This is a genomic window from Micromonospora polyrhachis, assembly GCF_014203835.1.
Taxonomy (GTDB): Bacteria; Actinomycetota; Actinomycetes; order Mycobacteriales; family Micromonosporaceae; genus Micromonospora_H; species Micromonospora_H polyrhachis.
This window is the reverse complement of sequence record NZ_JACHJW010000001.1, coordinates 2,063,057-2,087,082: the sequence shown is the minus strand read 5'-3', so window position 1 is coordinate 2,087,082 and position 24,026 is coordinate 2,063,057. Positions and strand designations below refer to the sequence as shown.

The window sequence follows — 24,026 nt, the reverse complement described above, 5'->3', positions numbered from 1 at the left end:
TCGCTGGCCTGAGCCGTGCGGCAGGGCTCAAGCCGAGCCGCGCGGCGGGACTCGGCCCGAGCCGCGCGGTCCGGTCTTGCGGGGAGCCGCGCGGCTCACGACCGGCCGTCAACGCATGCCGCGCAGCGCGCCCCGGAGGCGTTCCTGGGTACGCCGTCGCCGCTCGTTGCTCGCCCCCAGCACCAGCAGCACGACGCCGACCGGGATCAGCACCAGCCACGGACCGACCGTGGCGAGGGCGTGCAGCGCGGCGATCGCGGTGACCGTCGCGCCGACCACCACCGGTGCCTGCTGGCGGCGCATCGAGCCGAAGATCAATGTGGCCACCGCACCGAGCAGGAGCAGCACCTGACGCAGCGTGCTGGTGCTGGTGCTGAGCACGATGACCAGGGTGGGTACGAACGCCGCGACCAGCGCCGGGCCGTACGCCACCCAACTGCTCAGATCAGCCCGGTGGCGCAGTTCCAGCACCCCGACGAGCAGGGCGAGGGCTGCGAACGGCAGGGTGTAGGCCTCCGGCAGGGCGACGTCGGAGACGGTCATCAGCAGCCACCAGGCGGTGATCTCGCACCCGACGGCGGCCCAGAACAGGATCCGCCGCTCCACGACCCGACGGCCGGGCCGGGTCGCCGAGATGCCGAGCACCGCGCCCCAGGCGGCCAGCAGCGCGGCGATGTGCCGGGGAGAGTCGAAGGCCAGCGCCCCGGCGATCAGCGCGGCAGCGTACCCGCTCCATTCCACGGTCGCCGCCTCGCGGGTCGCCGCCGGGTGCCGGAGTCGGGGCAGGGTCGCGGCGGCCACCAGCAGCGCCGCCCCGACCGCCAGTACGCCGAACGCGGACCAGACCGGGGCCAGGCCGGCGACCAGCCCGGCGGTGAGCACGAAGAGCTGCGCCATGATGGCGGCGAAGAGCCAGCCGAGGATCCGGGCGGATTGGGTACGGCCGGCCAGCGCGGCCACCGCGCCGACGCCCACCGCAGCGCCGAGGGTGAAGAGAGTGAGATTGCGGGCGGCCAGGGCACCGGCGAGCCCCGCACCACCGGCGGCCAGTCCGATGGCGAAGACCAGCACGCGGGCGACGCGGAGCGAGCGGGCCCGCTCGGCGGGCGGTGGGGGCGGGGTGAGCGCCAGCCCGAGCATCGCGATCGTGAAGACGGCGAGCGCCGCCATGGTGCTGCTCGGCCAGCCGAAACCCAGCGCGATCGGGGCGATCAGCAGGGTGATCGCGGCGCCGGGCAGGACCACCGGTACGGCCCGGGCCGGTCGGCCCCCGGCCAGCCCCACGGCGGCGAGCGCCGCCGTGATGGTGAGCAGCAGCGCGGCCAGCACGTTGGTGCCGTCCACCGCGTCAGCCGGTGGGTCGAGCAGCTGTGGCGACGGTCCCTGCCAGATTCGGCTGAGTGTCCGGTACGGATCGAACAACGCGGCGACCAGCGTCGGCGCGATGGCGAGGACGGCGAGGGCGATCGGCACCACGGCGGCGGCCAGCGCACCGGCGGCCGGGCTCACCGACCACTGGCCACGGGCCGACCGGCGGGGCATCCGGCGCATCGCCTCGTCGAGCAGCACCGACCAGCGGCGGCTCGACCGATGGGTTACGGCCGGCGGGGTCGTGGTGGACCGGATCAGTTCGGCGAGCACCCCCAGCAGGGCCGCCGCTGCGGCGTACACCCCGGTGGGCAGACCGGCGGGGAGTGAGGCGATGGCGGTGATGGTCGCTCCGACGGCGATGCCGAAGGTGGCGTACGGCAGGAACTGCGGCACCTGTCGACGGACCAGGGCCAGTACGGCGAGGCCCAGGCTCGATCCGGCGAGTCCACTGGTGACCACGGTGCCGGCGGGCCAGCCGAGGGTGGCGGCCAGCGCGGCGACCGCGCCCGGTAGGGCCAGGAGTGCCCCGGCGGTGGCTGCCCCGCCGATCTGGGCCAGGTGGGCGGGCACCTCCTCGTCGTCGATCCGGTCTGGCGGTCCGGCCAGTGACCGGGCGACCCCCGCGACGACGACACCGACCAGCGCTATGGTGCCGAGCGCGGCGGCGGTCGTACCGGGCCGGACCAGGCTGACCCCGATCGCGTGCAGCGCGATGGCGACCGCGCCTGCGGCTCGGGCCAGGCCGGCCCGGGGATCGACGGCCGCGACGGCGGCGAGTCCGTACCCGGTGGCGACCGCGATACCGAGGACGATCGGCGACCACCAGGGCAGGCCGAGGGCGGCCGGCGCGCCGATGGTGGCGAGTCCCACCCCGACCACGGCGATGTCGTACTTCCACGGTCGGGGGAGCACGATCGCGGCGGCGGCGGAGAGCAGGAGCAGCGCCAGGGGCACCTGCCACGCGGTCGCGTCCGGGCTGCCGGTGGGCCAGTTACCGAGGTCCGCCTCCCACAGCCGGCCCGGTGCGGTCAGCGCCCGGATTCCGTCGGGTAGCGCCGTGTAGGCGGCGATCAGGGCGATGACACCACCGCTGATCGACAGGCCGAGGATGGGGCCACGCCGCCATTCGACCGGCATCGCCCGTACCCCGGCGGCGACCACCAGGACGATCAGGGCCGCGGCGACCAGTTCGGAACCGGGTGCCAGGATCGTCGCGATCCGGGCGAGCGTCCCGACCAGGCCGGCGGTCGCCGCCGCGGCAGCGAAGTCGGAGCCGTCGAGCAGCCGGTCGGCCCGCCGGCCGGCATCGATGGAGGGGGCGAGGAAGAGCAGCACCGCCGCGACCAGTAGCAGTGCTCCCACCCAGGCGTCGGTGATGGTGGCTCCGGGCGCGCCGAAGGCGGCGGCGGTCACCGTCAGAGCGCCGAAGCCGGTGCCCAGGGCCAGCGGCAGGCTGATCTGTCGATGTGAGACCTGGGCGAGCGCGGCGAAGCCCAGGGTCGCGCAGACCGCCAGGAAGCTGGCGGCCAGGACCGGAGCGGTGGCGTCCTGTAGGGAGGTGACGGTGGGCGTGGATTCGGCCGGCATGGTCGCCGCCACGAACGCGGCGACCGCCCCGGGCAGGGCGAACGCCGCCCCGCCGGCTGCCCAGGCCGCGATCAGCCCGGCCTGCTCCGGTGCGTTGCGGATCATCGGCAGCAACGAGATGAGTATTCCGGCGGCGGCCAGGGTGAACAGGACCGCCGCGGTGAGGCCGGGGCGAGCCAGCGCCGCGCCGGCCCCGGCGAGCCCGACCAGGGCAGCGGCGACGGCATGGGTGAGCGCGGCTCGGTCGGTCCGGGCCGACAGACCGAGCACCCCGATCCCGACGGCGGCCAGGACCGGCGGCCATGGTGCGACGCTCCAGGCGAGCCCGAAGGAGGCGGGGATGGCGAGCGCGGTGAGGGCCGCCCCGATGACCGCGAACTCGTGCCGGATCTCCGACGGGAGGGCGAGCACCGCAGCGATGGTCAGCAGGAAGGCGGTGGTGGCGAGCTGCCAGCCGGCCGGACCGACTGCGGCGGCGAGCTTGTCGGCGTAGAAGACGAGGTCGGCGTCCCAGGCCGGCAGGGCGGCCCGGATCGGGGCCAGCGCCGCCCGTAGGGCTCCGCCAGCGACGACGAGACCCGTGACGCTGAGCGCCACCGCCGCCGCCAGTTGCGGTCCGCGTCGGGTGATCTCCGGCAGGGCCCGTACGCCGAGCCCAGCGAGGGCGATGGCGGCGGCGATGACCAGCAGGGCCCGGCCGGGTAGGGCGACTGCCGCCACTCGACCGACGGCGCCGATGACGGCGAGGGTCAGCACCCCGGCGGCGAGGTCGATCAGCGCCGCCCGGCCGAGGGCCAACGCCCCGGCGAGCCCCACCCCGGCGGCCAGTACCAGGGCGAAACCGGCCTGGGCGGCGGTGGGTACGGTGCCGGCGCGGAGTAGGGCGGCGATGGCGTAGCCGAGGGCCAGGACCACGGCGAGACCGTGCAGCGCCCCGGTCAGGTCGATCAGCCAGCGGGAGACGCCCGGATCCGCCTGGACTCCGGCTCGCGGTGGTCCGCTGCGCGGGGCCTGGCCGATGGGCTCGGTGATGAGGACCGCGTCGTCCTCCTCCCGGGCGGTCTCCGGCCGATCGTCGTCAGCGTGCCCCGGTCGGTTCCCGCCGGGAACCCGAGCGGCCTCCGGCCGATCGTCGTCAGCAAACCCGCCGACCCGGTCGTCGTCAGTAGCCCGGTCGGGCCGGTTCCCACCGGTTACCCGGTCTGGCTGGTCCCCACCGGCTACCCGGTCTGGCTGGTCGTCGCCGGGAATCCGGCGTGGCCGGCGCTCGGTGTGAAGCAACCGGACGAGGTAGAGGTCGATCGCGGCGACCGCGGCCAGTACGAAGGCCCAGCCGACCGGACCGCTGATCCAGTTGTAGGCCAGCAGGGGCAGGATCGGCTGTACGGCGATCACAGCGGCGAAGCGGGGCACGTTCAAGCCGGTCACCCGCGCGTAGCCACCGGCGATCAACGCGGTGGCCAGGAAGGTGAGACTGGCGAGCACATGACCGGAGGCACCCATGTCCCGAACCTGGTCGACGGTCCACAGGGCATAGCCGTCCAACGGCACCAGGAGCAGGCCGACCGCGGCGATCGTCTCGGCGGTGGCGGTGAGCCCTCGCCGGGCCACCGCGACCGGGGCGGCGAGCATCAGGGCGGTGGCGGTGACCAGGATCCCCAGTCGACTGAAGTCGTCGAGCGAGCTGAGCGCCATCGCGGCGAAGACGACGGCGGCCACCCCGAGTAGCAGCGCGCCGAGGCCGAGCAGGATGTTCTGCACCTCGCGGGTGGAGGCTTCGGGGCGGGGCTGCGGCGCGTCCGGTCCGAGGAAGGCCGATTCGTCGTTTGCCACGAAGGGTGGCGGTGGACGGTCTCGACCACCGGCGTGGACGGTGTTCTGCCGAGGGACGCGTGGTCGGGGTCCGGGGTCGGTGCCCGGGCGTACCCCCGGGGTGGTGACCGACCGCACCCCGCCCTCGGCGGTGGGCGGACGTCGCCCGGCCCGGCGGCGCAGCACCCGGCGCGGTCGGGTGGCCTGCCGGGCTCGTTCGTCGCCGGCGTGGGTCAGGATGTCGCGCTGGAAGAGCGCCGCCTGCATCTGCGCCGCGATCTGCCTCTGCTCGTTGCCGAGCGCCGCCTCGCGAGCCTTCATGTCGGCGATGGAGCGTTCGAGGCGGCCCAGGTCCTCATACCACTCGGGCTGCTCGGCGTGACAGTGTGGACATTTTGGCGCCGAGGTGATCTCGCGACCGCACGACGAGCACTGGTACGTACTCATGGCACCTCCCGGACCCGGCCAACCAGCGGTATGGACTCTTCCCGAAGCATGCCGAAACTAAGCAACTCTTCGATAGTCCCTCGCCGGGGCGAGATCGGAAAAAGACCGGCCGCCGACCCCGGAAGCAGGGTCGGCGGCCGGCCGAGGTGTCAGCGGATCAGGGGCGACCCATACCCCGGTATTCCCAGCCGGCCTGGGTCCAGAGCGCCGCGTCCAGGCAGTTGCGGCCGTCGACGACCCGTCGGCCGGCGACGAGTTCGCTCAGGGCGACCGGGTCGGCGTTGCGGAAGTCGGCCCACTCGGTGAGTACGCAGACCAGGTCGGCGCCGGAGACCGCGTCGACCATCGTGTCCTCGTAGGTGACCGACGGCAGCGCCCGCCGGGCGTTCTCCATCCCCTGCGGGTCGAAGATGTGCACGTCCGCGCCGGCCTTGACCAGCAGTGCGGCGACGGCCAGCGCCGGGGCGTCCCGTACGTCGTCGGTGTTGGGCTTGAAGGTCGCGCCGAGCACGGCGATCCGGGTGCCGGACAGGTCGGGGCCGGCCGGGCCGTAGCGGCGACCGAGCAGGTCGGCGGCGAGCTGCAACACCCGGGTACGCCGACGCAGGTTGATCAGGTCGACCTCGTGCAGGAAGCGCAGCGCCTCGCCGGCACCCAGCTCCTGGGCGCGGGCCTGGAAGGCCCGGATGTCCTTGGGCAGGCAGGCCCCGCCGAAGCCGAGGCCGGCCTGGAGGAAACGGTTGCCGATGCGCGGGTCGTAGCCGATGGCGCGGGACAGCTGGGTGACGTCACCACCAGCGACCTCGCACACCTCGGCCATCGCGTTGATGAAGGAGATCTTGGTGGCGAGGAAGGCGTTCGCGGCGACCTTGACCAGCTCGGCGGTGGCGAAGTCGGTGACCACCACGGGCACCTCGCGGTCCTCGGTCGCGGCCAGGTCGAACACGCCCTTGTGCGCGCTGTAGAGCATCGCGTGCGACCACTCGCTCTTGACCCCGACCACGATCCGGTTGGGGCGCAGCACGTCCTCGACGGCGAAACCCTCCTGGAGGAACTCCGGGCTCCAGGCCACCTCGACCCCGAGGTCGGCCGACGCGTACTTGCCGACCAACTGCTCGACCCACTCGGCGGTGCCGACCGGGACGGTCGACTTGCCCACGATCAGGGCCTTGCGGGTGAGGTGCTGGGCGAGTCCGCTGACCGACGCCTCGACGTAGGAGAGGTCCGCCCCCATGCCGTCGGCCCGCTGGGGGGTGCCGACACAGATGAAGTGGACGTCGCCGAAGTCCGCGGTCTCGGCGATGTCGGTGCTGAACCGCAGCCGGCCAGCGGCCAGGTTGCGCCTGAGTAGCTCGTCGAGGCCAGGCTCGTGGAAGGGGACCTCGCCACTGGCCAACTTGGCGATCTTGTCGGCATCGACGTCGAAGCCGATCACCTCGTAGCCGAGTTCGGCGAAGCAGATGGCGTACGTCGCACCCAGGTAGCCGGTGCCGAGGAAGGTCAGCCGGGGGCGGGAAGCGCCGGACGGCGGGTTGACCGTCGCGATCGCCGGCACGGGTTGGGTGTTCGGGTACGGGATCGTCACGCCTGTGTTCTCCGCTCGCACTGGGCGGCGCATCTTCGCGTCGCGTTTTGCCGCGGCGCCTCGGCCGGGCACCGAACAGGATCTTTCTGTATGTATCTGCCGCCGGGGTTCGCAGGGCGACGATAGTTCGTGAGCCTACGCGGCGGTAAGGGGCACCTGAAGCTTGGTCGGTATCCTCACATCCACGCGGCAGGCCATGAGCAGACGCTACAGACACGCATGATAATCGGCGAGGGACGACAACCCGCCAGGGGAGGGCAATAATGACGACAGAATCGGCGTTTGACGCCTACCGGCTACCGGAAGAGCACGACGAGATCCGCGCGGCCGTACGGGCAGTGTGCGAGGCGCGGGTCGCGCCGAACGCCGCCGAGGCGGACGAGACGAGCGAATTCCCCAAGGCCTCGTACGACGCGCTACGCGCCGCCGACTTCCACGCCCCCCACATCCCCGTCGAGTACGGCGGGGCGGGCGCGGACGCGCTCGCCACCGCCATCGTGATCGAGGAGGTGGCCCGGGCCTGCGCCTCCTCGTCGTTGATCCCCGCGGTCAACAAGCTGGGCACCATGCCGCTCCTGCTGGCCGCCTCGGACGAGCTGAAGCAGCGCTACCTGCCCCCGGTGGCCCGGGGCGAGGCGATGTTCTCCTACTGCCTCTCCGAGCCGGAGGCGGGCAGCGACGCCGCCTCGATGACCACCCGCGCGGTGCGTGACGGGGACCACTACGTGCTCAACGGCGTCAAGCGGTGGATCACCAACGCGGGCGTCTCGGAGTACTACACGGTGTTCGCGGTGACCGACCCGAGCGCCCGGTCCCGGGGCATCTCCGCCTTCGTGGTCGAGAAGTCCGACCCGGGGGTGAGTTTCGGCGCTCCGGAGAAGAAGCTGGGCATCAAGGGCTCGCCGACCCGGGAGGTCTACTTCGACAACGTCCGGATTCCGGCCGACCGGATGATCGGTGAGCTGGGCAGCGGCTTCGTCACCGCGATGCGCACCCTGGACCACACCCGGGTCACCATCGCCGCCCAGGCGCTGGGCATCGCCCAGGGGGCGCTCGACTACGCCCGGGGCTACATCCAGGAGCGCAAGCAGTTCGGCAAGGCGATCGCCCAGTTCCAGGGGGTCCAGTTCATGCTCGCCGACATGGGTATGAAGCTGGAGGCGGCCCGCCAGTTGACCTACGTCGCGGCCGGCAAGTCGGAACGCGGCGACGCCGACCTCACCTACTTCGGTGCGGCGGCCAAGTGCTTCGCCTCCGACGCGGCCATGGAGATCACCACCGACGCGGTCCAGCTCCTCGGCGGGTACGGCTACACCCGTGACTACCCGGTCGAGCGGATGATGCGGGACGCGAAGATCACCCAGATCTACGAGGGCACCAACCAGGTTCAGCGCATCGTCATGGCCCGTGAGCTGCTGAAGAACGCCGGACAGTAGGGCGGGGAGGTCAGGGCTGCCCGGGGGCGCCGGTGCTGGAGGAGGTCTCCTCGTAACGTGCCCGGTGCTCTTCGGCCAGCCGCCGGGCGATGGCCACCGCACGGGTCGGCAGCCGTTCCCCCTGCCACTCGGCCAGCGTCCGGCGGGCACCCCCGACCACATACCGCCCCACCCGGCTCAGCCGCCCGGTCTCCAGGAGCAGGTCGGCGACCTCCCGGCAGGCCTCTCGCCAGCGGGCGAACTCCACCTGTGCGCGTAGGAGGTGCGTCGGTTCGGACTCGTGCCGCGCCTGCCGGCGCCAGAACGCGGCGACGCCCAGATGCGCGTACAGGCCCTGCAAGAGGCCGGCCAGGGGCCTCCGGTCGGTACGCCAGGGTGCGTGGAAGCGGTCGTCCGGTCCGGGTTCGACGAGCGGGAAGAGGTTCATCAACGCGGACAGCTTGGTGTGTTGCAGCTCATGGACGAGGGTGACGGCGGCCGATCGGTGATCGGCGGGGCGGGACATCGCCACGCAGCCGACCGCGTTGCGGAAGGTGCCGCTGACCTGGCCCCGGTCCGGGGTACGCAGGGGCGCGACCATCGTGATCGCGGCGGCGATCTCCTCCGCGTACGGGCGATGTCCCTCGACGAGCAGCCGCCAACCCGAGCTGATGAGGCCCTGCCACTCGGCCAGTTCGGCCCGGCCCATCGGCTTCGGGCTCTGCTCGCCGATCCCGGAGAACGCCCCCAGGTCGTCGAGCCGGAGACGTAGGGCCAGACCACCGTGGGCGGCCGAAAGCCGGGGTACGGGCTGCCACAGTCTTCCACCCGGCTCGGCCGGGTCTGTCGAGCCGTCCGACGGGGCCGATCCGGTCCATCGGTCCGCTCGGCCTGGGTCGTCGGGGCTGGTCAACGAGACGAACCCCCCGTCGACGGTGAGGGCCGCCCCATCGGCTCCGGTGCGAACCGGGACCACCGGTGCGTCGGGTTGCGGTAGGAGGATCCGACCCAGGGAGGGTAGGGCGAGAGCGCCAGCCGACCAACTCGTCGCCGGCAGGGTGATGGCCACCGGCACCCGGGCCTGTAGCGCGACGGCGGTGGCGAGGGCGCCGATACGCCCGGGATGCGTCCCGGCCACACCGTTGCTGAGCTGCACCACGGTGGTCATCGCCCAGGCGCTGACCGAGGGGTAGGTCAACACCGTCCGGGCGGCCTGCGGCGCGTACCGGCGGATTTCCTGGATGGACGAGTAGGCCCGGCCGATCGGGGCCAGATCGCGGTGCCCGGATTCTGTCGTCAACTCGACTATCGCCCGCAGTAGCAGCAGGTTCTTACTGTATTGGCCGGCGAGTAACGACCGGATGATGGCAGGCCCGCCGCCGCCCTGGCTGAACTCGGCGAAGGCGCGGCCGGCTAGCTGGTGAAATGGCGATTCCACTCAGGATTCTCCCGCGTGTCGGCCGGACGGATGTGGGCAGTGGCGGGCCCTGGGTGGGCGGGTGTGGCGTTGCGGCGTACGCGCGGAGGCGGGCCATCGCATCGACGGACGCTACGATAAGCCATCGAGGTGGCGCATGTCCCGTTCGCCCCTGGAATCGGGGGTATCGCCGATAGGGACGAAAGTGGGGCCGGTCATGGCGCATCCAGTGGAACAGGACGAGACACGTTTTGTCTCAGAGCTGATCGACGCATCCGGGATGGGTACGGAAGAACTCGACGCGGTTCCGCGTAACGCTCTTCTGCGCTCCCTGCGTCGGCTCATTGCGGAAAGCCGTACCCCGGCCGAGGACTATGCCAGTTGGCAGAACTACGTGGACGTGGAGAATTTTGTCAAACCAGCTGCCGAGCGATGAGCTGATCGATATGCATGGGGCGGCGATGGGGTCGGGACACAATGGCGGTGGCATCCCTGATCACGGGCCGACCCGGGTGGTCTCGTTCGTGGCCGCGACCGGGAACACCGGGCGGACCAGCATCGTGACCAATTTGGCCTGGATCCTGGCCAGCGCCGGCCAGCGGGTGCTGGTGCTCGACTCCGACCTCGAAGGCATGCGGGTGCACCAGTACCTGCAGATGTACCACGTCGACGAGGGACGGACCGTCGACCTGCTACCGGCGAAGCTGGCCCGGGTGCTGGACACGCTGATGCTCCGTTCGCCCGGTGTGTCGCCGCTGGACGGGGCGGGTGCCCGACCGTTGGTCCGCCGGTACGCCGCCCTCACCGGCGACGCCGGCCGGTTGGACGTGGTCTGGCTGCCCGTACCGTCGGCCGCCGGTCCGTCGTCCGCCACCGGCGAGGTCCCCCCACCCGACCTGCCCCTGAGTGAACTGCGCCGACAACTGCGCTCGACCGACTACGACTACGTGCTGATGGACGACCCGGCCGGGGTGAGCAACGCGGCGGTCACCCGGATCGCGGCGGTCTGCGACGCGGTCGCGATCTGTTTCACGAGTCAGCGGGCCCGGCTCGACGGCGCGACCGAACTCGCCCGCCGGGTGCACCGGGAGGCTCCGGTCGGGGTGCAGGTCATGGTCGTGGCCACGCAGTTCGACGACAGCGACAGCCCGGAGGGCGAGCGCAGCCGCAGCGACATCCGGCGGGCCTTCCTCGACGCCCTCGCCGACAGCGGTGACACCACCGCCGACGACCTGGTCCAGGTCGAGCTGCCGCACCGGCCGTACGACCAGGTGCTGGCTCCGCTGATGGACGAGTCACCGAGCCGGCACCGGCTGCTGACGGCGTACCAGCGGCTCACCCGCGCGATCTCCAACGGCGCCGTCGACACCGTGCCACTGGTGTCGGACGCCATGCGTCGCCGCTACCAGCGCAGTCTGGGGTTGCAGTCCGGCGACGGGCCGGAACAGATCTATCTCGTCTACCCGCCGGCCCAGCGGCCCTGGGCGGACTGGATCCGGGCTCAGCTCGACGGTGCCGGCACCCGGGTCCGTCCACTACCGGTGGACTGGCTCTGGGCCGACGTCGCGCAACGGGCCACGGTGATGGTCCTGGCCCCGGACGACGCCCCGGACGCGTCGCTGGAGCTGGCCCGGTTGCTGCCGGCCGACCCAGCCGCCGGGCAGCGGCCCGACATCCAGCGGCCCGACATCATCGTCATCCGGACGGCCGCCGAGCCGGTGCCTCGATCCCGGTCCGGATACCGCACCGCGGACATTGGCAACTGTTCGGAGGCGTTGGCGCACAACCGGTTGCGGGCCGCGCTCGGCATGGCCGGTGTGCCGGCGATCCCGGCCGGCCCCGGCTGGCGGCCCCGCTTTCCGGCCGGACCGCCGTCGTGGCAGCTCCGCTTCGAGGTACCGCCCCGCCCGCTCGCCTTCGTCGGCCGGGCGCAGGAACTCGAAGCGGTCCGCGACCACCTGCTGGCCTCGGCCGAGGCGCGGGAGGTCACCCTGTACGGCGAGCAGGCCGTCGGCAAGAGCGACATCGCCCGGGAGTACGTGCACCGGTTCGGCTACGACTACGAGCTGATCGCCTGGATCCCCGCCGTGGACCGGCACAGTGTGCGTACCGCCCTGGGCCGGTTGGCTGAGGAGCTGGGGGTAGAGCCGAAGGGCAATCCGGCCCAGGAGGTGCTCAAGGAGCTTCGCCGGCGGCGGGCCCCGTGGTTGCTGATCTACGACGGGGCGGGCGAGGCGAAGCTGACCGACCTGCTCCCGGTGGGTGGTACGGGGCACGTGCTGGTGACCCGGGGGCCGGCCCGACCCGAGGCGACGAACGGTAGCCGGTCGGACCTTACCGTGACCCCGTTGAGCCGGGACGACAGCATCGAGGTCCTGCTGGCCCAGACCCCGAACCTCTCCGCCGACCGGGCCGCCGAGGTGACCGAGGTGGTCGGCGGCATGCCGTTGACGCTGCGGGCCACCGCCGGGGTGCTCTGGCAGGCGGGGATCCTGCTGCACGCCCGGCACGGGGTGGCCCGCTCGCAGGCCACCGATGTCGCGGTGCCCGGCTTTCTCGCCGCGGTACGGCCGACGCCGGCCCCGGCAGGCTCGACAGGTCAACCGGCCGCGGTACCGTCGGCCTCGGCCCGACCCGAGGCGCCGGTCGGCCTGAACGACGTCCTGCGGGCGTCGTTCCCGATGATGCGGGAGGACTTCGCCGGGCGGGTCGCCATCGCCCTCGCCCAGATGTGCGTCTTCGTGGCCACCGAGGGCATCACCCTGCGGGTGGTGCGCTCCCGTGAACTGCTCGCGCAGCTCGCCGATGCCGTCGACGAGGCGACCGACGCCGGGGCAGTCGAGGTCGTGGACGGGGCGGCCGACGACACCGGCGGGGAGCCCACCGGCACCAGCGACGGGGAGGTGCTGCGCCAGGACGGCTGGGAGGTCGAGCGGGCGTTGGCGGCCGGGGTACGCTTCGGCCTCTTCTCCGTCGACTGGGGAGCCGACTCCCGGCTGATCATGCACTCGGCGATGCAGTCGGCGGTCGCCGCGACGATGACCGCCGACGAGCGGCAGCGCCGCCAGCGACAGCTGCTCGTCGGGCTGGCGCTGTTCGCTCCCGGCACCGGCCTCACCGAGGCGGGCGACCGCCGGATGGGTGACCTTGTCGAGCTGCACCGGCACCTGCTGCGCTCCGGCGCGCTGGAGGCCGACGATCCGCCAGCGGTACGCCAGTGGGTGGTCACCCAGTTCGGCTACCTGAGCACGTCGACGCGGGGAGAAGCCCTGGCCGAGGGGGTGCGTCTCGGGCAATCGGTGCTGGACCGGTGGGTGGCCGTATACGGGTGGCGGGACCGGCTCACCCTCCGGCTGGCGACCGCCCTGGCCGACCTGCGCCGCCTGCTCGGCCAGGAGGCCACCGCCTACGAACTAGACACCGTGGCGTTGGACGCCTCCTCGGCCCTGCTCGGTCCCGACCATCTACGGACCCTGGTCACCCGCCGGGGCATGGCCGCCGACCAACGTGGACTGGGCCAGTTCCGGGCGGCGTTGATCGAGGACCGGGCCACCTGGCGGGGTTTCCGGGACGCGCTCGGCAACGACCATCCGCAGACCCTGCGGGCCGCGCACAACCTGGCGTTGGCGTCGTACCTGGCCGGGTTCACCGAGGAGGCGCTGGACCGGGAACGGGACACCCTGCACCGCCGGATCCGGCTCTTCGGTGAGGAGGACCCGTACACCTGGTGGTCCGCCTCCGACGTCGGCACCTACGAGCGTGAGCTCGGGCAACTCGACGCGGCCTATCGGACCCTGACCCGGGCGTACGCCCGGATGCTGCGCATCGGCGGCGACGATCATCCGGACACCCTGCGGATCGTCCGCGCGCTGGCGGTCACCGAGCGACGTCGGGGTGAACACAGCCGGGCCAAGGACCTCAACAGTCGGGCGCTGCTGGCGTACCGCCGGACGGTCGGTGAGCACCACCCACGGACCCGGTCCTGCACGCTGAGCCTGGCCGCGGACTACCACCTGGCCGGCGAGACGGTGACGGCGGTCGAGATGGCGAGCCGGTGCCTGCGTGGCTACCGCGACGAGTACGACGACGCACATCCGTTCACCCAGATCTGCCGGGTGAACCTCGCGGTCTTCCTACGGGGCTCCGGCCGGGTCGACGAGGCGGTCACCTCCGGCCAGGAAGGGCTGGTCGGGCTGCGTACCGGGCTCGGGGAGGAGGCCCATCCGTGGGCCCTGGCCGCCGCGATCAACCAGGCCGGGAACCTGGTCGCCGCCGGGGACCTGACCGCCGCCGCGACGCTGCTGCGCACCACCCTGGAGATCAGTCGGGACCTGCTCGGCACCGAGCATCGGTACGTGGAGGTCGCCGAGCGGGCACTCGGCGTGCTCGTCAGTCGTCGTGACGGACTGGAGACGACCGGCGATCGCGGCCTTTCCGTCGACTACCTCGATCTTGAGGTGCCGGGTACGTGACCAATCGCCGGCCGGTGGACCGGAGCGAGGGGGAGAAGGTGGGCGTGGACGCGGTTGGTCACGTTGACGGGCCGGACTCGGCACGGTTGGTCGAGTACCTGGGTGCCCACTACGGGCCGGGCCACCAGCGGGCGTTCGAGCTGTGCCGCCAGTCGCTGGGCGACAGTCGGGACCTGGTGCACCTCGCGCAGTACACGGCCGGGGTTGGTGACTTCACGGTGGACCGGATCGACGGCTCCGGCGATGGTGGCCCATCGGAGGGGACGCTGGACGACTACCGGTCGGCCGGGCGGAACCTCGTGCACGACATGGCCGATCTGGACGAGGAACTGCAACAGGTGCAGAGCGGTGACCTGATCCGGCTCGTGGTGCACGCCGACCAGGCGGCGTTGTTCGGCTTCTCCGTACTCCGGAACCGGTTCCTGGTCGGACTGGCCCACACCCCGCCGCCCGGTGTGGAGCCCTGTCCGGCCCCACGGGTGCCGGCTATCCGGGCGGCGGACATCGAGGTTTCGGCGCTGGCCAACCGGTTACGGGCGGTGGTCAGTCAACGCCCCACCGACTACGGCGGCTGGCTGTGGCTCAGCGAGCGCGATCTGGTCGAACCTGCCGCGTTGGCCGCGCCGAGCAACTCGCCTGGCAATCCGCCCACCGAGGTACGCGATCCGGACCTCGCGGAGGACGACGAGGACGTCCAGCACCGGATCGCGCGGTGCCGGGACGCCCTGGACGTCGAGGATCTGCACTTCGCGGCGGTGTGCCGGTACGGCGCGGTCAGCTTCTCGGTCGACGTGTTGGGCGACGACCGGTTGAGTCCCTTCTTCGACAGCATCACCGTGGCCCAGCGGCGACGGTTCTACCGGGACTTCGGTGCCCGGATCGAGTCCCGGCTACGGGGCCTGCTGCGCAGCGTCTACCCGGTGGTGGGACGGCGGCTGGCCCGAGCGGTCTTCGATGTCGAGCAGGGCGCCCTGTACTGCTATCCGATCCGCCCGGGAGAGTTCCTGCTAGGGGTGACCCTCGACCAGAACCGGGTCGGGTCCGCCGACGACAAGGTCGCCCGACTCGCCCGCGACCTCGGAGACTGAGCAGCGTGGCCGGCACACCGGAGACGTACCGCACCGGGGTCGGATGGTGGCGGTCCGGATGGTGGCGGCCCGGCGGGTCCAAACCGCTGTTGCCGCCCCGGGTCGCGGAGGTGGTGTGGCCCGCCGCCCGGCGGATGTTGCTGTTTCTCACGGTGCTGGTCGGTGGTTGGTTGGTCGCCCGGATCGGCGGGCTGACCGGGATCCATCGGGAACCGGGTTACCTGCTGGTGGCCACTGTGTTGCTGGCCGTCGGGCTCTTCGCCAGCACGTACGGCATCGACCTGCGGGCGGCTCGGGGCAACATCCGGCTGGTGGTGGTCGCGGTCAGCCTCGGGGTGGTGGTCAAGGCCCTGTTGATTTCGGGCGTCCTGTACCTGGCCTTCCACCGTCCCGAGTATCTGGTGCTGGGCGTCGCGGTGGCGCAGATCGACCCGCTCAGCTTCGCGGCGGCGCGCCTACAGAGCCGGATGTCGGAGCGGGCGAAGGCGATCCTGTCGGCCTGGGCATCGTTCGACGATCCGATCACCATTCTGCTCACCGTCTATGTCTCGGCCTGGGTACTGCCGATGCTCGACCCGATCGGCGGGCAAGTGGGGCAGCCGGAGCCGAATGGCATCGCCGTCTTCGGCCTGTCCATCGCACAGAATCTGATCTTCGCGGTGGTCGCCTGTGGACTCTGGTGGTTGACCGAGCTGCCGGGCCGCCGCGTTGGTCGGTCGGGCGAGGTCGATGCGCCGGGCGATGGCCCACTGCGTAACGATGGATGGCGCTGGCGGGGTGGGTGGGGGCGCGTTCGGTTGGCGCTCCAGCTGCTCCTACTGGTCGGGCTGGTCAGCTTCGCGGTCTGGCAGTTCCTCCTGCTGGGATTGGCCATCACCGGCCTTTTCTACCGGCCCCCGATCGAGCGGCTGTTGAACCGGCTCACCCAGGCGGCGTTCCTGTTGGCGACCTTCGCGCTCGGCCTGGTGCTGGTCGGTGGCATCCGACTCGCTCCGGGGATCGTGCTCGGGGTTGCCGCCTTCGCAGCCCATGCGCTGGTCGCCGCTGTGATCGGGGCCCGCCTACCCCGGCCGGACCGGATCGACCTGCTACTCGGACAGCAGAACGGCATCACCGCGATCATCCTGGCGCTCCTGCTCGAACCGAGTTTTCCCGGCACGGTGGCGGTGGTGGCTCCCGCCGTGGTGACGATCAACCTGCTGCACGCGGTGAGCAACGGGATCCGCGAGGCTCTTCGTCGGCCGACCGCGCCGAGCGTGGCGACCGGCCAGGCCGGACCGAGCATGCCGCTCATAGCGATTGGAACGACTGGGCTGACTGGAACGACCGTGCCGACTGGAACGACTGGGCCGACCTCGCCGACCGGCTCAGCCGGCAGTGGCGAAGGGCGTGAGGATGGTGTTCCGGACCCGTGAGCTGAGCCCGCCGAGGACCTCCTGTGGATCCTGGGGCGGGCGGGCAGACGGTAGGTCGTCCGACCCGGTACGGCCGGTGGCGTCGACGAAGTCCTGCAAGCTCTCCAGGCGGTAGACCGGCAGGTGCTCGCAGGCGGCGTCGAAGAGTTGGCAGAGTGCGTCCAACTGGTCCCGGTCGTGCGGGCGCAGTTGGGGCGGCTGCTCGGCGACGACCGACCGGTACCACTCGCTGACCGCGTCGCCGAACGTCTCGACCAGGGTGGTCAGCAACGTGGCCACGCCCGCAGCCTGCTGGACGTCGTCTCGGGGCAGCCGGGCCCGGACAGTCATCCGGGCATCGGTGCCGACGTCGTCGTCGTCCGGGTCGAACGCGTTGTGCAGCACCGCCGCCACCGGAGTCAGTACGTCCACCGAGGCCAGCGCCTGGTCGAACAGGGCGGAGACCGCATCCGGCAGGGGCGGTACGGTCGGCGCGGTGGCACCGCCCTGGCCCGATGTGGCGGGCAGGGTACGCCGAAGCACGTGTAACTCGTGGTGGATGGCGGCGAGTTGCTGGTCGGAGGCGGAGCGCAGCGAGTCCAGGTGCCCGGCCAGCCGGCCGAGGAGATTCTGGGTGTTGGACTGTTGCCGGCCGAACCGCTCCAGCCGTTGCCGGAGGGTGTCCAGCAGGTCGTCACCGGGCAACTCCGCCAGCCGGTCCACCATCGCCTTGACCTCGACGCTGAACTGGTCGGCGAACGATCGGCGGGTGTAGCTCAACGGTTCCCGGCCGACCGCCGTGGTCAGCTCGCGTAGGTATTTGTCAGGCAACCGGCCCACGACCACCAGCAGTAGCTCGCACTCGCGCAGCGCCCGGATTGCCAGCGCCCGGTCCCGGATCGTCTCCACGTCGGCGTCGTAGAGCAGCGACTCGGTCAGCAGTACGGCGCAGCCCCGATCCGGGCCGCCGACCGGGAGCCAGTAGTCGACCTCGGTCTCTCGGGTGTCACCGAGCAGGTGGGCGGTCCAGTATTCCCGGCCCTCGGCGACCAGCACCTGCCGGATGTCGGCGTGCGCGTCCTGGGCGTTGCCCGCGTCGTAGACGTCCCGGGCCACCTGCCGCACCATCGCGTGGGTGACCTGGCCGCGCTGCTCCCGAGCCCGGCGGTAGAGGTGGTAGCAGAGCGAGATGATCCCGCGCGGCGAGCCGTTCACCACCTCGACCAGGTAGCGGATGGTCTCGTCGGTGAAGGGGGCCAGCCGCCCGTTCTGCCGGGCGAGGATGTAGTCCCGCGCGTCGCCGGCGGTCAGCCGGGACATCCTGATCTGGGTCCCGATGCGTTCGCGGACGTCCCGACGGAGCACGTTCAGCAGGTCCGGCAGCCCGGCGAGGACGAGGAAGGCACCGGAGGCGGCGAAGACCGCCAGCAACTGCTTGAACGCCTCGATGGCCTCGCCCTCGCGTCGCCCCGCCGCGGTGAGCAACTGGTCGAGTTCGTCGATCACCAGCACGAAGCGGTGTCGGCGATGCCCGATCAGTAGGGCGAACACCCCCATCGCCTCCAACGCGGTGGTCTCGCTGTCCACGATCGAGCCGGCGATGCCACGTTCCCGCAGGATGTCGGCGGGCGGACGGCCGCTGAACCATTCCCAGACCGCGTCCTCGAAGCCGACCCGGAGCAGCAGGGTGAGGGCCTGGCTGAACGTGGCGTTGTCGGTCACGCCCCGCAGCCGTTCCTGGAGTTGTTGCAGGAACACGCTCTCCATCAGGCCGAACTCGCGGACGACCTGGACCGGGTCGATCTCCCCGGCGCTGAGTTGCCGGGCCAGCCCGGCGGTCGCCTCGGAGCGGCTGAGCGTCTCGGCGACGATGTCGGCGTAGTACTGCCGGACCCGGGTGAGGACGATTTCCCTGCGCTGCTGGAGTTTGTCGATGAAGGTCTTGTAGAGGGAGACGAAGGTGTCCGGTGGGGCGTTCAGGTAGAGCGACTGGACCGAACTGCCCCTGCGCCGGGTGGCGTAGCGCATGAGGTGGGTGACCAGGTGGGTCTTGCCGGTGCCGAAGTCACCGACCACGGCGATCACCTGGCCGGGCGGGGGTTGCCCCTCGTCTTCATGATCGCCCCGGGACAGGTACTGCTCCACCGCGGCGACGGCCTCGCGGATGGCGGGGGTCTGGATGGTTACCGAGGTCGAACCGAACTCAGCGAGTTGGGCGACCGCACTCGACGGATACGGGTTGACCTCACCGGTCATACGTACGCTCTCGAAGCGGTCCATCAGTAACGGTTCCCTAATAGTCTGGCCTTACGCAGATAGAACTCGCTGATGTATTGGTAGGTCACCTCTTCGGTGAGATCCGGCTGTAGCCGGAGCTCCTCGTACAGACCGTAGAGTAACGTCTGCAGCTCACCGATGGACATAGGTCGTTTCTCGGTCACCCGGTCCAGGGTGGCGGCGGTGACCGGGGGCAGTAGCGGCCCGGCCGGTGACCTGCGCAGCCGGTCGTGTGCGAAGCGCCCGGCGTCCTGCTTGGTCAGTGATCCGACGGTGAGATAGATCGGTGGGGCGGAGCCGGCATGCTCCAACTCCGGCCAGGCCGTCTCCACGTACGACTCGTAGGAACTCTCCCCGAAGAACAGGATCTTGCTGTGTGCGTCCCGGGCGTACTGGACGAGTTCCCGGGCCAGTTCCCCGGAGGGGGGCAGGAGCACGATGGCGACGAACTTCTCCTGCACCGCGCCGGCGAGATAGAGGTACGCCTCGTCGGGCTGCCCACGCAACTCCAGCAGTCGTTGATCGGTCACCGCCCCGGCCTGCCAGAGCCGGTCGATCAGCGCCCGGCAGACGCTGCGGCGGCGGTCCGCCTTCGTCTCGGTCAGCTCCACCAGCCGGGTCAGGTCGAACACCCTCGCGCTGTGCCGCGAGCCGAGCAGCCGTTCCTGCACCCAGTGGGCGCACCGGTTGATCAGCGCCGACTTGCCACACTGCTCCGGCCCGGCGACGATCACCAGCCGACCATCGGTGACCAGGCTGGTGGGATCGCTCAGCCGGTCCTGGAACAGGCCGAATGCCGCCGCAGTGTTGTCCACGTCCACGTAGTAGTTCGTATGTTTCATCTCCCGTACCGGATTGAGCGGATCGTCCGGCCGGTTCAATCCGGGTACGGCAAACGGGTTCACTGACATCTTGCTACCGCGCCCCCACCTCGTCGCTCACCGTCGCCACATCCGGGTACGCGGCAGACCGGAACTCTGTACCGACCGGGCCACCTGCTCCACCTCGGCGGCGAACCGGCCGAGCGCGGATCTGAGGGTCGTTGCCCGAGTAGCCCGCTCAGCGGTGTCCAGTGGGAACCAGTCCTCGGTCATCGCCGGGCCCAGTTGGGGGCCGTAGAGCGTCGCGCTGAGCCGTCGGGGCATCCGCCACCAGCGGCGTGCCGAGGCGACCTGGTTCAGCGTCGCGGCCAGTTCGGCGCGGCGGGTGTGTACCGCCTCGTCGTCGGGGGGCAGGCCGGTCCGGGCCTGTTGCTGCTGGCGAACGAACGCCTCACCGGCGTCGACGAACGCCCGACTCGCCGTACGCAGCCCGTCGGCCTGCACCCGACGGGCTCCCGCGGTGGCCAGTTGGGCGCTGAAGAACCAGCCCACCGCGCCGCTGAGTAGCGCCGGCACCAGCAGGGCGAGCAGGCCGTTCGACTGCTCGGTCGACGATCCGGTCTCGTGTCGCTGGGCTCCGACGAGAGCGCGGCAGGCCCGGTCGAAGTCGGCCCGGTGGCTGCTTCGCCACTGCTCGATGGTCCGGTCCTGGCCGTCGGTGGCCAATCGGTCCGGGGCCGAGCCGGGGTGGGCCAGGCCCAGGACCACGGCCGCCTCGACCAGGCGTGGACGCTGGTCCGAGGAGAGACAGAAGACCAGTGCGGCGTCCGCCGCCCGGTCGTCGGCGGCGGCTGGTGTCGGCAGTGGGCCGACGACGAGCAGGGCCGCTGCGGTGAGCGGAAGCAGGCCGCGTACGCCCGACCGCCATCGATCCGTCGCCCCCGATCGCATAGACCGACACTGTAGTGTGCCGCCGCCAGGATGCGGGACCGGGCGATCGGTCACCCGGTCCCGCACCTCCTTGGGTATGGGGCGGCTATTCGGTGTCGGTCCGGGTCGTACCGCGCGGCGGCGAGGACCAGGGCGAGGTGTTGCCCTCCCGGCGGGGCAACGGCGAGGTGGTGTCGGCGTCCGGGTAACCCAACGTCGGCGGAGCGGTGTCGGGGTCGTAGGTTTCCGCGTTCAACGCCGACCAGTCAGGACGGGCCGGTTCTTCGTCGTCGGTGGACACCGGCGAAGATGCGGGCGCGGGGACGCTGGCCGTAGCCCGCGCCGGCCACCGCCGCCAGCGTTGCCGGCTGAAGGTGGCGATCAACAACAGCGTACCGATCAGGAACAGGGTGCCGTTCTGGACGGGCAGGAACAGGGGCAGCGGGTCACCGAGGATCCGCAGGTCGCCCGGGATCGCCTCCCGAAGCGCGAACGGGTCGAAGACCAGCTTGACGTACGGGGCGACGAGCAGTAGCCCCGCGACCAGTGGTCCGAGTGGCGAGACCCGCAGCGTGCCGAGCAGACCGAGCAGGATGCCGGCGACCGCGAGGTAGACGGCCGGCCCGATCAGGTTGGCCGTGGTGAAGGTGCCGAGCTCCACCCAGCGGTCGACTGTCCGGCTTGACCCGTCCTGCCCCAGTGTGAGTAGCACCCAGGTGAGCGGCGCCACCACGATCCCGGTGAGGAAGCTCCAGAGATGTCGCATTCCGGCACCGTACCGTTTCCGGCATGACCGAGCAGCCAGCGCCCGATCCCATGGGCAAGCCGACCTCGTATTCTCGGGTCACCCTGAGTCGTATCATGACGGCTGTCGATGTAAACCTCTACGGGACGGTGCACGGTGGCGTACTGATGAAGTTCGTCGACGACGTGGCCGGGGCCGCCGCGGCGCGGCACTGTGGGGGCACGGCGGTGACCGCCGCCATCGACGAGATCGTGTTCTCCGAACCGGTACGCGTCGGCGACCTGGTCCACGCGCACGCGCAGATCAACTGGACCGGCTACACCTCCATGGAGGTGGGGGTGAAGGTGCTCGCCGAGCGCTGGGACACCGCCGGAGAGGAGCCGGTTCGGGTGGCCACCGCCTATCTCGTCTTCGTCGGGGTGGACGTGGCCGGCGGGCCACGGGCGGTGCGGCCGGTGTTGCCGGAGACCCCGGAGGACGAGCGGCGCTACCGGGAGGCAGAGATCCGCCGGGCACACCGGCTGGCCAAACGCCAGGCAATCCAGGCACACCGGGGAGTCACGACGCCGGGCACGCGGGACGGCGCATCCGGGTAGGGCAAGATGACGCCACGGGCCGGCACGGCGTGGTGCCGGACCAGGGGAGGGGTGGACTGTGGGTGAGCTGCTGTGGACGCCACCGACCGACGTCCGGGAGAAGTCGCGTATCGGTGACTACCTGCGTTGGCTGCGGGCCGAACGAAGCCTCGACTTCGCCGACTACGACGAACTCTGGCAGTGGTCGGTGTCCGACCTGGCCGGCTTCTGGCGCTCGATCTGGGACTACTTCGACGTCCGGGCGTACGACCAGCCGACCGCGACCCTGAGCGACCCCACGATGCCCGGAGCCCGGTGGTTCCCCGGCGCGACGCTCAACTACGCCGAGCACGTGCTGCGCATGCCCAGCCGCGCGGACGCCGATCCCATCGTCGTCGCCCACAGCCAGACCCGGGCACCGGTCACCCTCACCACGGCCGAGCTGCGCGAACAGGTCCGCCGGGTCCGGGCCGGACTGCGCCGGCTCGGGGTCGGCCGGGGCGATCGGGTGGCGGCGTACGCGCCCAACATCCCCGAGACGTTCGTGCTGCTACTCGCCACCACCAGCCTCGGCGCGATCTTCTCCTCCTGCGCCCCCGAGTTCGGCACCCGCAGCGTCACCGACCGGTGGCAGCAGATCGAGCCGAAGGTGCTGGTCGCGGTCGACGGCTACCGCTACGGGGACAAGCCGATCGACCGGCGCGCCGAGGTGGTCGCGATCCGTACGGCGCTGCCGTCGGTCGTACACACGGTGATGTTGCCCTACCTGGACCCAAACGCCGCGCCGCCGGCCGGGACATCGACCTGGGCGGAGCTGGCGGGGGAGACGGACGCGGCGCTGGAGTTCGAGCCGGTGCCGTTCGACCACCCGCTCTACGTGCTCTACTCCTCCGGCACCACCGGCCTGCCCAAGCCGATCGTGCACGGGCACGGTGGCATCCTGCTCGAACACCTCAAGATGCTGGCCCTGCACCACGACCTCGGCCCGGCCGACCGGTTCTTCTGGTTCAGCACCACCGGCTGGATGATGTGGAACTTCCTGGTCTCCGGCCCGGCGGTCGGTGCGACGATCGTGCTCTTCGACGGCAACCCCGCCGTCCGGGCCGAGCCCGGAAAGCCGGCCGAGCCGGACCTCGGCAGCCTGTGGCGGCTCGCCGCCGACACCGGTACCACCTACTTCGGCACCTCGGCACCGTTCCTGCTGGCCTGCCGCAAGGCCGACCTGCGCCCCGGCGAGACGGTGGACCTCTCCGCGCTGCGCGGCCTCGGCTCCACCGGTGCGCCGCTGCCCGCCGAGGGCTTCACCTGGGTGTACGACGCGGTCGGCCGGGACCTCCAGCTCCAGTCGCTCTCCGGCGGCACCGACGTCTGCACCGGCTTCGTCGGCGGTGTGCCACTGCTACCGGTGTACGCCGGGGAGATCACCTGCCGGGCGTTGGGTGCCCGGGTGGAGGCCCGCTCGACCGAGGGGAAGGCGGTCGTCGGCGAACTGGGCGAGCTGGTCATCACCGCCCCCATGCCGAGCATGCCGGTGGGCTTCTGGAACGACCCGGACGGGCGGCGCTACCGGGAGGCGTACTTCGACGTCTATCCGGGGGTGTGGCGGCACGGCGACTGGATCACCATCAGCGAGCGGGGCGGATGCGTCATCACCGGACGCTCCGACGCGACCCTCAACCGGGGTGGGGTACGCCTCGGCACCGCCGAGTTCTACTCGGTCGTCGAGACGCTCGACGAGGTCGTCGACTCGGTCGTGGTGCACCTGGAAGATGCTGAGGGCGGGGCCGGTGACCTGCTGCTCTTCGTGGTCCTGGCGGACGGGCTCGAACTCGACGACACGTTGCGGGCCCGGATCGCCCGGGAACTACGTACCGCCCTCTCACCCCGGCACGTGCCGGACGAGATCCACCAGGTCCGGGCGGTGCCCCGGACGTTGTCGGCGAAGAAACTGGAGGTGCCGGTCAAGAAGATCCTGACCGGCACGCCGGTGGATTCGGCGGCGGCCACCGGCGCGCTGGCCAATCCGGAGTCACTGGTCGCCTTCGAACGGTTCGCCCGTGAGCGGACCGGCCACTGATCCCGCCCGGGGG

14 protein-coding genes are annotated in these 24,026 nt (G+C 71.4%); 7 read left to right on the top strand and 7 right to left on the bottom strand.

Annotation, left to right across the window (positions count from 1 at the left end; genetic code table 11):
• Positions 1–108: 108 nt before the first annotated feature.
• Together FHR38_RS08550 and FHR38_RS08545 are read right to left on the bottom strand one after the other, a co-directional pair.
• Positions 109–5,217: an SCO7613 C-terminal domain-containing membrane protein gene (locus FHR38_RS08550; RefSeq protein WP_184534169.1), complete on the bottom strand. Its 5,109-nt coding sequence runs from the start codon at positions 5,215–5,217 to the stop codon at positions 109–111.
• Between the two features lie 157 nt (positions 5,218–5,374).
• Positions 5,375–6,802 carry a UDP-glucose dehydrogenase family protein gene (locus FHR38_RS08545; protein ID WP_184534168.1) on the bottom strand — a complete coding sequence of 476 codons (1,428 nt, stop codon included), beginning with the start codon at positions 6,800–6,802 and terminating at the stop codon, positions 5,375–5,377.
• Between the two features lie 263 nt (positions 6,803–7,065).
• Here FHR38_RS08545 and FHR38_RS08540 point away from each other — a divergent pair, with 263 nt between their 5' ends.
• Positions 7,066–8,238: an acyl-CoA dehydrogenase family protein gene (locus FHR38_RS08540; protein WP_184534167.1), complete on the top strand. Its 1,173-nt coding sequence runs from the start codon at positions 7,066–7,068 to the stop codon at positions 8,236–8,238.
• Between the two features lie 10 nt (positions 8,239–8,248).
• Here FHR38_RS08540 and FHR38_RS33175 read toward each other — a convergent pair whose 3' ends face one another.
• The gene (locus tag FHR38_RS33175; RefSeq protein ID WP_184534166.1) at positions 8,249–9,655 is read right to left on the bottom strand and encodes an HEXXH motif domain-containing protein; all 1,407 of its coding nucleotides are present in this window, start codon (positions 9,653–9,655) and stop codon (positions 8,249–8,251) included.
• Between the two features lie 208 nt (positions 9,656–9,863).
• On the opposite strand from FHR38_RS33175, the gene FHR38_RS08530 reads away from it, so the two are divergent.
• The 4 genes from FHR38_RS08530 to FHR38_RS08515 are packed head-to-tail and all read left to right on the top strand — an operon-like array spanning position 9,864 to position 16,609.
• Positions 9,864–10,070, top strand: coding sequence for an FxSxx-COOH-like cyclophane-containing RiPP peptide (locus FHR38_RS08530; RefSeq protein WP_184534165.1), 207 nt, complete (start codon positions 9,864–9,866; stop codon positions 10,068–10,070).
• A gap of 25 nt (positions 10,071–10,095) precedes the next feature.
• Positions 10,096–14,106 (top strand): FxSxx-COOH system tetratricopeptide repeat protein, encoded by a 4,011-nt coding sequence (fxsT, locus tag FHR38_RS08525; protein ID WP_184534164.1) that lies wholly within the window; start codon positions 10,096–10,098, stop codon positions 14,104–14,106.
• The gene (locus FHR38_RS08520) at positions 14,103–15,194 is read left to right on the top strand and encodes a hypothetical protein (RefSeq protein ID WP_184534163.1); all 1,092 of its coding nucleotides are present in this window, start codon (positions 14,103–14,105) and stop codon (positions 15,192–15,194) included. Before fxsT ends, FHR38_RS08520 begins: the two co-directional genes overlap by 4 nt.
• A gap of 5 nt (positions 15,195–15,199) precedes the next feature.
• A complete protein-coding gene (locus FHR38_RS08515; RefSeq protein ID WP_184534162.1) occupies positions 15,200–16,609 on the top strand; it encodes a hypothetical protein in 1,410 nt (469 codons plus the stop codon).
• Here the strand turns inward: FHR38_RS08515 and FHR38_RS08510 are convergent.
• From FHR38_RS08510 to FHR38_RS08495, 4 genes are all read right to left on the bottom strand, one after another.
• Positions 16,562–18,868 (bottom strand): hypothetical protein, encoded by a 2,307-nt coding sequence (locus FHR38_RS08510; RefSeq protein ID WP_184534161.1) that lies wholly within the window; start codon positions 18,866–18,868, stop codon positions 16,562–16,564. The genes FHR38_RS08515 and FHR38_RS08510 overlap by 48 nt on opposite strands.
• Entirely contained in the window at positions 18,868–19,776 is a 909-nt protein-coding gene (locus FHR38_RS08505) for a hypothetical protein (RefSeq protein ID WP_184534160.1), read from the bottom strand. Before FHR38_RS08505 ends, FHR38_RS08510 begins: the two co-directional genes overlap by 1 nt.
• A gap of 27 nt (positions 19,777–19,803) precedes the next feature.
• Complete coding sequence (locus tag FHR38_RS08500; RefSeq protein WP_184534159.1) at positions 19,804–20,637, bottom strand: hypothetical protein; 834 nt, start codon at positions 20,635–20,637, stop codon at positions 19,804–19,806.
• An 85-nt stretch (positions 20,638–20,722) separates the two neighbouring features.
• Positions 20,723–21,382, bottom strand: coding sequence for a hypothetical protein (locus tag FHR38_RS08495; RefSeq protein WP_184534158.1), 660 nt, complete (start codon positions 21,380–21,382; stop codon positions 20,723–20,725).
• A gap of 23 nt (positions 21,383–21,405) precedes the next feature.
• On the opposite strand from FHR38_RS08495, the gene FHR38_RS08490 reads away from it, so the two are divergent.
• Both FHR38_RS08490 and FHR38_RS08485 read left to right on the top strand, forming a co-directional pair.
• On the top strand, positions 21,406–21,957 hold the full coding sequence (locus FHR38_RS08490; protein ID WP_184534157.1) for an acyl-CoA thioesterase: 552 nt from the start codon (positions 21,406–21,408) through the stop codon (positions 21,955–21,957).
• A gap of 58 nt (positions 21,958–22,015) precedes the next feature.
• Positions 22,016–24,013 (top strand): acetoacetate--CoA ligase, encoded by a 1,998-nt coding sequence (locus FHR38_RS08485; protein WP_184534156.1) that lies wholly within the window; start codon positions 22,016–22,018, stop codon positions 24,011–24,013.
• Positions 24,014–24,026 lie beyond the last annotated feature (13 nt).